A 14,088-nucleotide genomic window follows, 5' to 3' on the forward strand; every position below is an offset into this window, starting at 1 on the left:
CTATGTGACCTCCCTGCCATGCAGGCTATTATCTACTGGAAGTACGTATCCCGTATCGCGCCTAAGGAAACCTCTCTCAGCATAGATACAAATAAAAACTCCACCTCAGTTAAAGGGGTATTCTCCGGCGTCACTAAATACACATCGTTTATAGGCAATTGCTCATAAGGCGGTAACTGATATAGCATTTTTTGTTCAACAAAAGGCTTTGCGCCTTCCACAGTTAATGCACCAAACCCAACACCAGCAAGAATTAATCGCCGCACTTCTTCTTCATTGGATGACACTGCGACTAGTTTTCCCCAGCACTCGTTTTCGGCGCGTAACTTAGACACATCATTTAAACCCTCCCCTGGCTGATCACTTTCAAATGACACATAAGACAACCCACTCAGGTCATCTAAACTGAGTTTCTTTTTGCCAAACAGCGGATGAGTGCCTCCACAGTAAAAAGCCATTTGCTCATATCCCAACAAATCAAAGCGAAGCCCCGTATGCGCTATCTTTTTATTACTTAAACCAATATGTAACTCACCTTCTGCTACAGCACTAACAATGTCAGCACTGGGTTGAGCATTAATACTTAAAAGCACTTTTGGGTATTGCGCATGGTATTGCGCTAGCGTTTGATCAAAAGCAGGGCAATGAATATGGCTTGCTATCTGTATGTTTACTTCCCCCTGCACCGAGCCCTCTTCCTCTGCAAACTGCTCTGCCATATGAGAAATAATACTACTCGCTGATGAGGCGTATTCATACATACGCAGTCCTTGATACGTCAGGGAAAAGACACCTTTCTTTCGCACAATAAGGCGCATGCCAAGATGCTCTTCAAGCCTCTTCAAAGCATTACTAACACTCGGCTGGCTCAGTGATAATTTGCGTGCAGCGCCTGTAATGCTGCTCTCTTCAACGATAACAAGAAAGGTATACAGGAGATTCCAGTCCAGGTTACGTAGTAAGCGCTCTCGTGGTGATAACATTTTTTCATACCTCAAATAAGCACAACCAACACATAGCAACAGCCTATGAATAGCATAATAATAATACATTTTACAAATATGAATACATTCCAGACACTGTCCCTGTTGCACTGAATTGTCTTAGCAAAGAAATTAACTTTTCAGGGCTGCCATCTATGAGCGGAGCCAGACTCCAAGGGAAAATAAAATGAATAAAAACCTATGTTCGTTGGCACTATCTATCATTTTCACAGCTGCTCCTTTTTCAGCCTTACACGCAGAAGAAGTAACCACACTTCGTATAGGGACAGAAGGAGCCTACCCTCCATTTAACTATTTCACTTCAGACGGTGAATTAGCGGGTTTTGATATAGAAATTGGTAAAGCGCTTTGTGAAAAGATCAAAGCAAAGTGCAGTTTCGTTGCACAAGATTGGGATGGCATTATCCCCGCATTACTGGCCGGTAAATACGACGTCATTATTGCCTCAATGTTTATTACTGATAAGCGTAAACAAAAGGTTGATTTCACCCAGCCATATCAAAAATCAGCAATGACCTTTGTGACAGAGAAATCATCAAAAATTACTGATTTTTCTCCTAAGGCACTCGCGGGTAAATCAATAGGTGCGCAGGGCTCAACAACGCAAGGAGAGTTCCTTTCTGCTGCCTACCCAGATTCTGACATCCGCTTATACCCCACTCAAGATGCCGTTAATCTAGATTTAATTTCAGGCCGTATTGATGCACAGGTCGGCGACATGATTCCAATGCTCGACTGGACTCAAAAATCTGATGATGGTAACTGCTGTAAAATAGTAGGCACACCGATTACTGATCCAAAATATGTGGGTGATGGCGTTGGTATAGCATTGCGTCAGGAAGATGATGCTTTACGCCAGAAACTAAACCAAGCTCTGGACGAAATCGTTGCTGACGGAACCTACAAAGCCATTAACGATAAGTTTTTCTCAGTGAACATTCTCACACTGAAATAAAACACAAAACTCATAATGTCTTAACTCCGAGGATGCCTTATGGAGTGGTTTGAGTACCTTAGTTTCGGTAACAACGGTTGGGGAGACGAACTAGCTAGTGGGTTGGGTATTACCCTGTCACTAGCCCTCATCACCTTACCTATCGGGTTGTTTTTAGGCTTTAGTGTCGCCGCCGCTTCAGTGGCAAAAAAAACCTACCCACGCTTAATCGCATTTACTTTCACAACAATGATTCGGGGGCTTCCTGAGCTACTAACCTTATTTATTATCTACCATGGTGTAGGGCTGCTACTTAATAAAATAATAAAGTGGCTAAACCCCGATGCTGGTTTCTTTGAGTTAAGCCCTTTTGTAGCAGGAATTATTGCGCTTGGGCTGGTATTTGGGGGCTACTCTGGCGAAGTATTACGTGGAGCATGGCAAGCATTAGACAAAGGGCAACGAGAGGCTGCCCTCGCTACCGGCATGAACCAGCTACAAATATTTCGCCTCATTGAATTACCTCAAATGCTACGTCTAGCTTTACCCGGGCTAGGGAATTTATGGATTAACTTACTCAAAGATACCGCCTTAGTCTCAGTCATTGCACTAAACGACCTAATGCGAATGGCCAATATTGCAGTGGGTTCCACCAAAAAACCTTTCCTCTTTTTCCTCACCGTTTGTTTAACCTACTGGGCCATTTGCATCTTTTTTGAATGGTGCATAGCTCGACTGGAAAAAAGAGCAAATAGAGGAATACGAACCTCATGATTGAAGTACTTATCGACTATTGGCCAAAGCTACTTGACGGAATGTCCATGACCTTAAAACTGACCTTTATATCAGTTGTTATTGCCGGTCTGTTGTCACTCCCATTAGCTATTTTGCGTCGAAGTAAAAACAAAGCATTCCAATGGCCAATACGGCTGTTTGTCTCTTTTTTTCGCGGCACTCCCTTATTAGCACAACTGTTTTTGATTTATTACGGTTCGGGCCAATTTCGTGAAGAGTTAACCGACTTAGGGGTTTGGTGGTTTTTTAGAGACCCATTTTATTGCGCGCTTTTCACTTTTGCTTTGAACTCAACTGCTTACCAGTTGGAAATATTACGTGGCGGATTACAAGCAGTTCCTTACGGCGAGATTGAAGCAGGTGTTGCTCTGGGTATGCCTCGTACACTGCTCTATCGAAAAATAATCCTCCCACACACCTATAGAATTGCGTTACCTGCACTGGGCAACGAGATCATTCTCATGCTTAAAGGAAGTGCTATTGCCAGTGTTATAACACTACTGGATGTTATGGGGCACACCCGCCGTGTTTTCTCGCAAACTTTCGATATATCAGTTTATTTCTGGGCGGCATTAATTTACTTGATGATTACCACCTTGTTTGTTTTCGCATGGCGGTTATTAGAAAAACGACTAACACGTCACATGTGCTATCCCGTTAATAGCAAACTGCCGGCACCCAAAGCCCTCAACACACCCAAGGAAACATGCCATGTCAACTAACTTACAGTCCGAACCCGCACTGCACGTAGAAGAACTACATAAATCCTTTGGTGATATAAAAGTACTTAAAGGCGTGTCCCTCACTGCTAAAAAACATGATGTCATCAGTATTATTGGATCAAGTGGTTCTGGTAAAAGCACCTTTTTACGCTGTATGAATTTATTAGAGTTTCCTAATGCGGGAAGAATTAGAGTACATGGTGAACAGCTGGACCTTTCTCAAGGTGTAGAACAGGGGAATTCAAAAAACCGCCAAAACCAAATTGAACGTATTCGTTCACGCTTAGGTATGGTTTTCCAATCTTTCAATCTATGGTCTCACATGAGTGTTCTGGAAAATGTCATGCTCGGCCCATGTACTGTTCTCAAACGCAATCGTGACTCGGTTGAAGTGCAAGCCAAAGCACTACTAAGCCGTGTTGGCATGCTTGAAAAATGTCACATGTACCCGGACCACCTTTCTGGCGGCCAAAAACAGAGAGTTGCTATTGCTAGAGCCCTAGCAATGGAGCCTGACGTTATGCTCTTTGATGAACCTACTTCAGCACTAGACCCAGAACTTGTAAACGAGGTTCTACTGGTTATTCGCGAGCTTGCCGAAGAAGGTCGCACCATGATCATGGTGACTCATGAGATGCGTTTTGCGCGTGACGTTTCATCGCATGTTGTTTATCTGCACCAAGGAAAAATTGAAGAACAAGGCCCTCCTGAGCAATTATTTAATGCCCCCCAATCCGAGCATCTGCAGCGCTTTCTATCAACTCAGTATTAATTTATGCAGCAATTTCACTTCTACGAATACGAGAACATATTATGAACCAGGCTGTTGCTTTGCACCCATGGGAAAGACCGCACCACCTTAATAGTGAAGAAAATGTATTAATGATTGATGGTGTTAATGTAAATCATTTAATTAAAAGATACGGATCTCCTTTATTTGTCTACTCAGAAAACAAATTACGAGAAAACGCCTTAGATATCTTGAGTAGCTTTCGTCAAGTACACGAAAAAACACGTGTATGTTTTGCTAGTAAAGCTTGTGCCAACCTTTCTGTTTTAAAAGTATTTAAAGAGGCTGGGCTATCGATAGAAGTGAACTCAGGGGGTGAGTTTTTCAAAGCATCTGCCGCAGGCTATCTACCAGAAGATATGGTGTTTAATGGCGTCGCTAAACAACATAACGAGCTGCGCGAAGTCATCAATGCAGGGATTAAAGCAATAAATGTTGATTCTCTCTCAGAACTGCAACGCATTCTGAATATTGCATTGTCACTTAACAAACAAGCTAATATTGCTCTACGTATCATTCCAGAAATCAAGGGCGGGGCAACCGCAGGCTGGGAAACAGGAACATCCGCTTCAAAATTCGGTATGAGCCGCGATGAGCAGTTACATGCTATCCAGCTCATCAACCGACATCCTGATTCATTAAAAGTGCGTGGCATACATGCTCATATCGGAACACAAGTGAATGAGGTCAGCGCATTTCAAGCAGAAGCGGATTTTCTGATTGCATACGCTAACGAGATACGCTCATTACTGCCTTATCCTTTAGAGCATATTAACTTAGGTGGCGGATACCCTAAAAACTATACTAGCCACCAAGATAATCTGAATACCGTATCAGAGCATTACAAACAGAACTATCGTACGCAAATTGATTTTAGCGTTTTATCCGAAATTTTAATCAAACCCATCACAGATGCTTTGGGCTGTGAAATCGAAATTATTGTTGAGCCTGGCCGCAGTATGGTAAGCGATACAGCCATTATGTTGACACGTATTGAAGCAGAGAAAACCCGAAACCAGCATCCCGTATATTATTTAGACGCGGGCTATAGTGTGTTGTTTGATATTTATAATGGCTGGTATTTCCACATGGTAAATGCATCACGCACTGATGATACAGACACAAAATTATGTCGTATGGTGGGGCCTTTATGTGACAGCAGCGATACTTACTATGATATCGAAGGTGAAGGGTCAGTAAAGTCTCTCCTCCAAGCCGAACCTAACTTAGAAGCTCACCAGGAAATACTAAAAAAAGTATTAGTACGCCAGCCAAATATGCGTGAGCTACCCGCCGACACTCAAGTGGGTGATGTTATAGCATTATTAGACACTGGCGCTTATGCCTTAGAAATGATGAACGAGTATTGTGGCCGACAATCTGCAGCCGCCGTAATGCTAGATGGAAACCAAGAAAGCAGGCTCATTCGCAGGCGCGCGAAATATGAAGACTTGTTGACGTACGACATCTCATAAGACAGCTCCAAATAAACAACAGGCCCAAAGATCAGACTATCTAAGGGCCTATGATAAAGAGTTGTCCACGCGCCTTAACGATCCAGCAACTCAATCCAATGCTGCACAGGCACTTTAGCTTTTGACTCAAGGTGCAACTGACAACCTACGTTTGAGGTCACGATACGGTCTGGCTGCTCCCCTGTTAGCGCTTCTAGCTTATTACTCAACAGTTTTTGGCTCATTTCAGGCTGTAAAATTGAATAAGTTCCCGCCGAACCACAGCACAGGTGTTTATCCTTAGTTCGAGCCAGTTCAATGCCTGCTTGTTGAAGTATATTCTCAACCACACCACTTTGCTGCATCGCATGTTGCAACGTACAAGGGCAGTGCACCGCTACTTTTTCAGAAGGCTTATCTGCGCTGAAAACAAGCCGGGTGAGATCTTCAGCTTGCAGTACTTCGCTAATATCTTTGGTCAGTTCACTGATTTTTGCTGCTTTATCAACATAGCGAGCATCATGCCTTAGCGCGTAACCGTAATCTTGCAACATCGCTCCGCAGCCCGATGCCGTCATCACGATAGCTTCAACGCCGGCCTCTACTGCTGGCCACCAGGCGTCAATATTTCGCCTCATAAAATCTAAACCTTCATCATGTGCACCAAGATGATAACTAACCGCACCACAACAACCAGCTTTAGGCTCTTCCACCAGCGTAATGCCTAATTTATCGAGAACACGCGCGGTAGATATATTGGTATTTGGAGTTGTGCTGGGTTGTGCGCAACCTGCTAATGCCAGCATTACTCGAGTGTGACGCTTCGCAGGCCAAGGACTATTTACCTCTCGCTTAGGGGGTATTTTTGTTTTAACGGCTTCGGGCATGATTGGCCGAAGAACCTGCCCTACTTTTAGTAATGAGCCAAATCGCTGTGAATAAGGAAGTACCTGTCGAAGCGCCCAACGCATGAGCTTTTGATTAAACGGGCGCTCGAGTTTTTTCTCGATTTCAGCACGCCCAAAATCAATCAACCGGCCATATTGAACACCTGAAGGACAGGTTGTTTCACAACTACGACACGTTAAACAGCGGTCTAAATGCGTACGCGTTTTTTCAGTAATCTCTCCACCCTCAAGCAATTGCTTGATCAGATAAATACGCCCACGCGGTCCATCTCGCTCATCATTAAGTTCTTGGTAAGTTGGACAGGTCGCATTGCAAAAGCCGCAGTGCACACAGCTTCTGAGAATCTTTTCAGCGTCTTGCCCTTGCAGGGAGTCTTGATAGTGTGGAATTAGGTCCGTTTTCATAAAAGCCTACTCTACATCCAGTTATACAAACGCCCGGGATTAAAAATACCATCAGGGTCAAACGACGCTTTAATCCGTTTCTGGATTACCTGAAGAGCTTCCGGGGTTGAGTGCATCACTTCAGCGCTTCGGTCTCCACCAGAATAAAGGCTCACTTGCCCTCCAGCACTTACCGCTAGTGATTCCATATGAAGTTTATCTTGCTCGCCACGGAACCAGCGCTGTGAGCCTCCCCAATCAATAATAGAATGCTCATCAAGAGATGGAATGTTAGCTGCTGAATTAACCGAAAAACGCCACAACGGCATACCAGCATTGTCCTTAGATGAATCCTTATCAAAAAATGCTAATTCTTGCTGCCCTAGCTGCAGCCAAAACTCATCAGCCTTATTTTGCGCTAACTCTGCTGTTTTCCATTCTTTGACAGTAGCCTCAACCGCAGAAAGTGCACCAGACAAACGCACATATAACCGCCCCTGCAACCAACAGGCAGCAGACAGTGGTTTAGGCCGTGCTGCAAGTTGATTCATAAAGCCGATAGCATCCCGTGCGCCCATATCCCAAACTACGGTGCGACTTGCCGCCGGTTTTGGCAGTACTTTTAGGCTAATTTCAGTGATAACACCTAACGAGCCCATTGCTCCCGCTTGTAAGCGCGAGACATCATAACCGGCTACATTTTTCATCACTTGGCCACCGAACTTTAAATGTTCTCCAAGGCCATTAATTAAGCGAACACCCAATACATGATCACGTACTGATCCTGCCCAAGGTCGTCCCGGACCTGATTGATTACAGGCCAAAGTACCACCTATAGTCGCCATACCTGAAAAACGTGGTGGCTCAAACGCCAACATTTGGTTGTTCTCAGCTAGCGCCGCTTCTATCTCTGTTAATGGTGTTCCTGCTCTGGCAGTTAGTACTAGCTCTACAGGCTGGTAGTTCACAATCCCACTATGCCCAGAGACATCCAGCCGTTCACCAATGGCCTTGCGCCCCATAAATGACTTACTGCCACCACCTATAATATTCAGCGCCTGCCTATCATTGCGGGCAGCAAGGACCTGCTGCTGTAACTCAGTAGAGATATCATCCATGAGCAGCGCCCTCCTTATTTGTATTTATTTCCTTAGGCTCAATCGAGCGATATTCTTGGCAGCGACGTAAAGTAGGCACACCCTTGCCTGGGTTCAATGTACCCAGAGGATCAAAGGCATCTTTAATAGCGTTAAATTGGAGTAACTCCAGTTCGGTAAATTGCACCGACATCTGGCGTATTTTCTCGATTCCAACACCATGCTCACCGGTAATACAGCCACCGACAGCAACACAAAGTTCGAGTATCTTGCCACCAAACTCTTCGGTCTTTTCAAACTCACCGGGAATGTTTGCATCAAACAAAATTAATGGGTGCAAATTGCCATCGCCAGCATGAAAGACATTCGCTACACGCAATTGATAGTACTCAGATAAGCGCTGCATTTCGCTTAACACATGTGCTAACTGGCCGCGCGGAATAGTGCCATCCATACAGTAATAATCAGGAGAAATACGCCCTACCGCCGGAAAAGCTGATTTTCGACCTTTCCACAAAAGGGCACGTTCAGCTTCTGTTTGTGACGTTCTAATAGAGGTTGCGCCAAAGGAATTAAATAGCTTTTCAACTTGCTCAATATGCTCTTGAACCTCTTCTGAGGTGCCATCAACTTCACATAGTAATAACGCTTTAGCCTCTTTGGGGTAACCTGCTTTAGCAAAGTCTTCTGCTGCTGAAATCGCATAAGAATCCATCATTTCTAACCCTGCGGGGATAATACCGCTAGCGATAATACCGCCGACAGAGTCCCCCGCTTGCTGGACGTTATCAAACCCAGCCATCACCACGCGGGCTTTTTCAGGTATGGGCAGTAACTTAACCTGAATCTCGGTAATTACACCGAGCAAACCCTCTGAACCATTAATCAGTGCTAACAAGTCTAAGCCGCAGCTATCGAGCCCATCGCTACCTAATGTGACCTTCTCGCCCTCTACGGTAAGCATGTCTACACTCAAAACATTATGTACCGTAAGGCCATATTTAAGGCAATGCACACCGCCTGAGTTTTCAGCAACATTACCGCCAATCGTGCACGCTATCTGGGAAGACGGATCAGGCCCGTAATACAAACCATATTCAGCCGCAGCCTCACTAATGGCTAAATTACGCACACCAGGCTGCAATCTAGCCGTGCGTGTTTGCGGGTTAATCTCAAGAATGTTTATAAACTTAGCTAACGAGAGGACAACACCTTCAGCATTTGGCATTGCTCCAGCACATAGGCCAGTACCTGCACCACGCGCAACCACAGGAATAGCATGGCTATGGCAAATACGTAGAACGTCTTGCACTTGCGATACTGTTTCCGGCAGTACGACAATCAGCGGCATCTCGCAATACATCGACAAGCCATCGCATTCATAAGGCTTGAGTGTTTCTTCATCAGCAATTACATTTTGTGGTGCAATAAAGCCACGAAATAACTGACACAACTCATCTTTACTCAGCTTGTTTGTCGTACTCATCAAACGGCTCCGGCATCTGTATAGTGATACATATACACCATAAACGACTGGTTTTTACTAAATCTTATAACGTGATGCAAATCGATGGCATTTTATTTTTTGGCAATGATGATTTCAACCTTAACCTTGAAGCAAAAATCGAAAGCAAACAATAGCTTCTCAATAAAGGAAGCATTAACTGTGCTAGGCTTTAGCATTATTAAAAATAAAGAAATTGATACAGGCTTGATGAGTTGAACAAAATAACCCGTGTTGGTGTAAAAAAAGGCTTAATGATTGGCTGCGGTTGGTTCTTTATCGCGTTAGGTGCCATCGGCGTTGTCTTGCCTATTTTACCCACTACGCCATTTCTTATCTTAGCACTTGGCTGCTTTGCCAAAAGTTCGCCGCGCTTTCATCAGATGTTACTGAATAATCGTTGGTTTGGACCTGCGTTAAAAGAGTGGGAGTCCACTCATCGGATGTCACGCCAAACCAAAAAACGCTCTACACTCATGATTATTGCTACTTTCTCAATATCCATACTTATATTGTCTGACCGTCCTTATCTACAACTGATGTTGGTGAGCTGTGCCAGCATATTATTATTCTTTCTATGGCGTATTAAAGAAATACCGCCCGCTCATAACTCATAACCACCAGCACAGATTATAGCCGTTGCCACCAAGGGATCTCTTTGCGCAGCATGACACTCTCGCTTAAAGTATCAAATAGCTGATTCATATGTTGATAGTACTCAAACTTAACACCGTCATTTTCGCTCATTAGCACAAAGACAGTAATCGCCTTAGCACGCTTCTTATATAGCATGATCTTGAAGTCATCGAGCTGATACTCAGTATCACCCTCCTTAGTTGTAATAATGAGTGTCTCTTTATTGAGGGTTAGCTGCGTATAACTAAACTCGTCGAAGCCCTTCTTAACACTTGGAAGCCTAATAATTAAGACCGCTACAAAAAAAGTGATGGCTACGGTGCTAGATAAAATATTTTCGATGACAGTAACTACTAAAATTAAACCTAACCCCAATGCCATTTCTAAACGCTTACCTAAATAGCGATATACTGCGGTCCGGCTACGCTGGAAAACCATGATGAATCCTCAAATAATCTTCACTAGAGATTAATACCTCGATAATTTTAAAAAAGTACCAAAAAGCGTATTAATAACAACCAGCTCCTGCGATAAAACTAGCAAGCTTCTCAATCAGGCCTTCCCTGTATATATTGCGGGACTCCCACCGGAATCTTTTCCCATGATGCTTTTGAGCCAACATAGATGTGCATTCCAAGCTCAATGTCAGGGTCACCATTCACACACCCTAACGTCACACCATGAACTTCATCGTTATAGACTCCACAGATGGTAGAGCCGCACACCTTACAAAACTGCAGGCCAAAACCATGTTGACCAACATATGAAGTCAGGAGTTCTTTTCCAGACACCCAACTGAACTGGCTAGTTTCTACTAGCGCATATGCAGACGCTTGTGAGCTAAACGCCTTTCTACATCTAGAGCAATGGCACGAGCGTGCATCACGTAACTTTCCATCAATTTGATACTTAACGTCACCACAAAAACACTCACCTGTAATCAACACAAATATCTCCTAGATACTTAAACCACGTTTTACAAATACGTATCTACTAACAGCTTTATTCTTATTAGGCTCTCCTGCCTTGAGCATCTGGGTAAGTAGGAAAGCAGCAAACTAAAAAAGAAAAAGCAGATGAGTATCTACAATAGCACTCACATACATCATTGTGGAATCGATAAACCTTCTCAACGTTCTCTATAACGCCAGCGCTAAAAAGCATACTTACACTTGAGCCAAAACTGAAAATAGCGAGAGCATAAAACCCGTTGATTTTAATCTTAGCAGGTGCTTCTTATCCATTCACTTGGATCGATTACAACCGGTTGTACTCTTAGCCTAAAGACCACTGCAGGGCCATAAAAAAGGCACCAAAGTACCATGTTGACTGATCTACCAGCAGCTTATGTTGGTATAGAGCTTTACCACATCTACTATTTGAAATAATGAGTGCCTAATGCAAACCTTCGTATCACTTTTTTTTTCGAGCGTATTGTTACTGTTCTCTGCTCAGCTAAGCGCTCAAGAAGAGCCGCAAACCCAGCTACCCAAGCTAAAAGTTACCGTTATTGCATGGGGAACTGTTAACTGGGAACTACAGCATATTAAACAGACACAACTTGATCATAAAAATGGCTACGATTTAGTGATCGACCGTGTCGCAAGCTTATCGGCTGCACGCATCGCTATTACCGCGGGTCATACAGACTTTATCGTCTCTGATTGGCTTTGGGCCTCTGAACGCAACCACAAGGGAGCCAATCTACGCTTTATACCTTTTTCTAAACAAATTGGCAGCATTATCGCAGCAAAAGGCAACAGTATTACCCGTTACTCTAGCTTAAAAGGTAAACGAATAGGTATTGCAGGAGGCCCTATGAATAAAGGCTGGGTCCTCATGCGCGCAGCAGCAAAAAAAGAAGGTGTTGATCTTCAACAAGAGGCAAAAATACAGTTCGGCGCTCCTTCGTTATTAAGCCAAGCCATAAAAAATGGCCAACTCGATATGCTAGCCACCTTTTGGCATTACGGTGCCCGCCTTGAAACAGAGGGGTATCAAAAGCCCTATAGCCTTAGGGCCATCATGAAAGACCTTGGCCTAAAAAGTAATGTGCCTATGCTGGGTTATTTATATAAAACTAAATTAGGAGATCAACACCCACACCTTGTTACAGCCTTCTATAAATCCATTAACGACGCTAAAGCACAGCTAGCCGTGGACGACGCTGCCTGGCAAACATTACGCCCATTTATGAAGTCTGAGAACGATAAAATCTATCACACCCTGATAGCAGGTTATAGATCTGGTATCCCTGATGAACTTAGCCAGCAGCAAATAGAAGATGCAGCTAACTTCTATACAATCGTTGATGGCCTTAAACCTTACCCAACAGGTTTAAGGCTTAACCCTGAGCTTTTTCATAACGCACTCTTTGATCAAGGTGCCAAATGGCAATAGGCAGGATGGGTGATCAAGTAATAGCATTCGTTTGCTTGCTGTCTATTTGGTGGGTGATCGCTACGCTTGTATCCACCCCCCTATTACCAGCCCCCGCCGAAGTTTTTTCAGCACTCAGTAAAGAGTGGCATGAACAGCGCCTGCTCGAAAGCTTAATGGTTACCCTTAGGCGTGTGCTTATCAGTTTTATTTTCGCTATGGCCTTAGGCGGGCTTCTAGGCGTATTGATGGGTCGATTTCGGTTAGTAAACCGTGTGTTAGACCCCTTGCTCATTATATTGCTAAATATTCCCGCGCTCGTCGTTATCATCCTACTTTATATTTGGTTTGGTCTTATTGAGGTGGCTGCTGTCGCAGCAGTTATTATTAATAAATTACCCAATGTTGCTGTAGCCCTTCGTGAGGGAGGCCGCATGTTTGATCATGAGCTAGACGAGATGTCGATTATGTATAGGTTTAGCTTTCGCCAGAAGCTAATGCACCTATGGTGGCCTCAATTATTCCCATACATAATGATTGCTACCCGAAGCGGTTTAGCGCTAATTTGGAAAATAGTCCTTGTTGTTGAGCTATTGGGCCGGTCTGACGGGGTAGGTTTTCAGTTACATTTGGCCTTTCAGTTGTTTGATGTAGCCACCATCCTCGCTTATAGCTTTGCTTTCATCCTTGTTGTGCAATTAATAGAGTGGTTCATATTACAACCATTAGACCATAACGCATCTCGTTGGCAAAAAGGGGGGGACAATGCTTGAGTTCACTGTCGAAGGGCTTAAGCTATCCGATCAGAAAATTCTTGCTGCACTTAAGATACAGCTTAATCCAGGCGAGACGCACTGTTTGTTAGGCCCCTCGGGTTGCGGAAAAACATCGCTACTTAACGTGATGGCCGGCTTACAACAAGAAAGCATAATGACAAATACTAACGGCAAAAGTCAGAACCTATGGTCACAGCAAAAACCCGACATAGGCTACCTTTTTCAACAGCCACGACTTTTGCCTTGGCGCACGATTGTGCAGAACTTACAGTTAGTTGAGCCTAATAAAGAACTAGTACTTCGCATGTTAAACGAGGTTCGGCTACAAGATTACGCTGACTATTATCCCGCTAAAATATCATTAGGTATGGCAAGGCGCGTGGCGTTAGCTCGCTGCTTGTTACTTAAACCTGAACTAGTATTAATGGATGAACCCCTAACCTCGTTAGATTTACCAACAGCCAGAGAGATGAGAAAGCTAATTAAACGTTTAGTCTGCGACCATCCAACCCGCAGCATGATCTACGTGACTCATAATTTGGATGAAGCGCTTGAGCTGGGGGATACGGTATCGGTACTAGGTAATACACCCGCTGAAGTTATCTATAGTAATTCAATAGATAACGTGCCTCGGGAAGAACTTGAGGCCTTGCTCAAGTATTAGCGGCACTATACACGCGACAAAATAGCCTAACATTTTCAGTA

At 43.9% G+C, this 14,088-nt stretch carries 15 protein-coding genes; 9 read left to right on the forward strand and 6 right to left on the reverse strand.

Translation table 11 applies throughout. The features are described from left to right. Positions 1 to 32: 32 nt before the first annotated feature. A complete protein-coding gene (locus tag G511_RS0109905) occupies positions 33 to 983 on the reverse strand; it encodes a LysR family transcriptional regulator (RefSeq protein ID WP_028469493.1) in 951 nt (316 codons plus the stop codon). A gap of 187 nt (positions 984 to 1,170) precedes the next feature. On the opposite strand from G511_RS0109905, the gene G511_RS0109910 reads away from it, so the two are divergent. Genes G511_RS0109910 through lysA form a run of 5 tightly spaced genes read left to right on the forward strand, consistent with a single transcriptional unit; the run spans position 1,171 to position 5,720 of the window. After that, positions 1,171 to 1,959 carry an ABC transporter substrate-binding protein gene (locus tag G511_RS0109910; RefSeq protein ID WP_028469494.1) on the forward strand — a complete coding sequence of 263 codons (789 nt, stop codon included), beginning with the start codon at positions 1,171 to 1,173 and terminating at the stop codon, positions 1,957 to 1,959. Positions 1,960 to 1,998: 39 nt separating this feature from the next. Next, positions 1,999 to 2,712 carry an ABC transporter permease gene (locus G511_RS0109915; protein WP_028469495.1) on the forward strand — a complete coding sequence of 238 codons (714 nt, stop codon included), beginning with the start codon at positions 1,999 to 2,001 and terminating at the stop codon, positions 2,710 to 2,712. Continuing rightward, positions 2,709 to 3,455 (forward strand): ABC transporter permease, encoded by a 747-nt coding sequence (locus G511_RS22440; protein ID WP_036551810.1) that lies wholly within the window; start codon positions 2,709 to 2,711, stop codon positions 3,453 to 3,455. The genes G511_RS0109915 and G511_RS22440 overlap by 4 nt, the downstream gene beginning before the upstream one ends. Continuing rightward, on the forward strand, positions 3,445 to 4,227 hold the full coding sequence (locus tag G511_RS0109925; protein ID WP_028469496.1) for an ABC transporter ATP-binding protein: 783 nt from the start codon (positions 3,445 to 3,447) through the stop codon (positions 4,225 to 4,227). The genes G511_RS22440 and G511_RS0109925 overlap by 11 nt, the downstream gene beginning before the upstream one ends. Positions 4,228 to 4,268: 41 nt before the next feature. Beyond that, positions 4,269 to 5,720 (forward strand): diaminopimelate decarboxylase, encoded by a 1,452-nt coding sequence (gene lysA / locus G511_RS0109930; protein ID WP_028469497.1) that lies wholly within the window; start codon positions 4,269 to 4,271, stop codon positions 5,718 to 5,720. 74 nt (positions 5,721 to 5,794) lie between these two features. Here lysA and glcF read toward each other — a convergent pair whose 3' ends face one another. The 3 genes from glcF to G511_RS0109945 are packed head-to-tail and all read right to left on the reverse strand — an operon-like array spanning position 5,795 to position 9,574. Continuing rightward, on the reverse strand, positions 5,795 to 7,012 hold the full coding sequence (gene glcF, locus G511_RS0109935) for a glycolate oxidase subunit GlcF (protein WP_028469498.1): 1,218 nt from the start codon (positions 7,010 to 7,012) through the stop codon (positions 5,795 to 5,797). An 11-nt stretch (positions 7,013 to 7,023) separates the two neighbouring features. After that, positions 7,024 to 8,109: a glycolate oxidase subunit GlcE gene (glcE, locus tag G511_RS0109940; protein WP_028469499.1), complete on the reverse strand. Its 1,086-nt coding sequence runs from the start codon at positions 8,107 to 8,109 to the stop codon at positions 7,024 to 7,026. Next, on the reverse strand, positions 8,102 to 9,574 hold the full coding sequence (locus G511_RS0109945; protein ID WP_028469500.1) for an FAD-linked oxidase C-terminal domain-containing protein: 1,473 nt from the start codon (positions 9,572 to 9,574) through the stop codon (positions 8,102 to 8,104). The genes glcE and G511_RS0109945 overlap by 8 nt, the downstream gene beginning before the upstream one ends. Positions 9,575 to 9,807: 233 nt before the next feature. On the opposite strand from G511_RS0109945, the gene G511_RS0109955 reads away from it, so the two are divergent. After that, positions 9,808 to 10,209, forward strand: coding sequence for a YbaN family protein (locus G511_RS0109955; protein ID WP_245573916.1), 402 nt, complete (start codon positions 9,808 to 9,810; stop codon positions 10,207 to 10,209). Positions 10,210 to 10,222: 13 nt separating this feature from the next. Here the strand turns inward: G511_RS0109955 and G511_RS0109960 are convergent, their stop codons facing one another. Next, positions 10,223 to 10,666 (reverse strand): hypothetical protein, encoded by a 444-nt coding sequence (locus G511_RS0109960; RefSeq protein WP_028469502.1) that lies wholly within the window; start codon positions 10,664 to 10,666, stop codon positions 10,223 to 10,225. 110 nt (positions 10,667 to 10,776) lie between these two features. Then, positions 10,777 to 11,175, reverse strand: coding sequence for a GFA family protein (locus G511_RS0109965; protein ID WP_028469503.1), 399 nt, complete (start codon positions 11,173 to 11,175; stop codon positions 10,777 to 10,779). Between the two features lie 451 nt (positions 11,176 to 11,626). Here G511_RS0109965 and G511_RS22445 point away from each other — a divergent pair, with 451 nt between their 5' ends. Genes G511_RS22445 through G511_RS22450 form a run of 3 tightly spaced genes read left to right on the forward strand, consistent with a single transcriptional unit; the run spans position 11,627 to position 14,047 of the window. Next, positions 11,627 to 12,628, forward strand: coding sequence for an ABC transporter substrate-binding protein (locus G511_RS22445; protein ID WP_051221829.1), 1,002 nt, complete (start codon positions 11,627 to 11,629; stop codon positions 12,626 to 12,628). Continuing rightward, positions 12,619 to 13,380 carry an ABC transporter permease gene (locus tag G511_RS0109975; RefSeq protein ID WP_211224889.1) on the forward strand — a complete coding sequence of 254 codons (762 nt, stop codon included), beginning with the start codon at positions 12,619 to 12,621 and terminating at the stop codon, positions 13,378 to 13,380. The genes G511_RS22445 and G511_RS0109975 overlap by 10 nt, the downstream gene beginning before the upstream one ends. Continuing rightward, a complete protein-coding gene (locus G511_RS22450; protein WP_051221831.1) occupies positions 13,373 to 14,047 on the forward strand; it encodes an ABC transporter ATP-binding protein in 675 nt (224 codons plus the stop codon). The genes G511_RS0109975 and G511_RS22450 overlap by 8 nt, the downstream gene beginning before the upstream one ends. The last annotated feature ends 41 nt before the right edge of the window (positions 14,048 to 14,088 follow it).

The sequence above is a fragment of the Neptunomonas japonica DSM 18939 genome (genome assembly GCF_000422765.1).
Taxonomy (GTDB): Bacteria; Pseudomonadota; Gammaproteobacteria; order Pseudomonadales; family Balneatricaceae; genus Neptunomonas; species Neptunomonas japonica.

Excerpts from the sequence above, each read along its gene's own strand:
- G511_RS22440 (WP_036551810.1), top strand. The coding sequence starts at position 2,709 with ATGATTGAAGTACTTATCGACTATTGGCCAAAGCTACTTGACGGAATG.
- G511_RS0109960 (WP_028469502.1), bottom strand. The coding sequence starts at position 10,666 with ATGGTTTTCCAGCGTAGCCGGACCGCAGTATATCGCTATTTAGGTAAG.
- G511_RS0109905 (WP_028469493.1), bottom strand. The coding sequence starts at position 983 with ATGTTATCACCACGAGAGCGCTTACTACGTAACCTGGACTGGAATCTC.
- lysA (WP_028469497.1), top strand. The coding sequence starts at position 4,269 with ATGAACCAGGCTGTTGCTTTGCACCCATGGGAAAGACCGCACCACCTT.
- glcE (WP_028469499.1), bottom strand. The coding sequence starts at position 8,109 with ATGGATGATATCTCTACTGAGTTACAGCAGCAGGTCCTTGCTGCCCGC.
- glcF (WP_028469498.1), bottom strand. The coding sequence starts at position 7,012 with ATGAAAACGGACCTAATTCCACACTATCAAGACTCCCTGCAAGGGCAA.
- G511_RS0109925 (WP_028469496.1), top strand. The coding sequence starts at position 3,445 with ATGTCAACTAACTTACAGTCCGAACCCGCACTGCACGTAGAAGAACTA.
- G511_RS0109915 (WP_028469495.1), top strand. The coding sequence starts at position 1,999 with ATGGAGTGGTTTGAGTACCTTAGTTTCGGTAACAACGGTTGGGGAGAC.
- G511_RS0109975 (WP_211224889.1), top strand. The coding sequence starts at position 12,619 with ATGGCAATAGGCAGGATGGGTGATCAAGTAATAGCATTCGTTTGCTTG.
- G511_RS22450 (WP_051221831.1), top strand. The coding sequence starts at position 13,373 with ATGCTTGAGTTCACTGTCGAAGGGCTTAAGCTATCCGATCAGAAAATT.
- G511_RS0109945 (WP_028469500.1), bottom strand. The coding sequence starts at position 9,574 with ATGAGTACGACAAACAAGCTGAGTAAAGATGAGTTGTGTCAGTTATTT.
- G511_RS22445 (WP_051221829.1), top strand. The coding sequence starts at position 11,627 with ATGCAAACCTTCGTATCACTTTTTTTTTCGAGCGTATTGTTACTGTTC.
- G511_RS0109910 (WP_028469494.1), top strand. The coding sequence starts at position 1,171 with ATGAATAAAAACCTATGTTCGTTGGCACTATCTATCATTTTCACAGCT.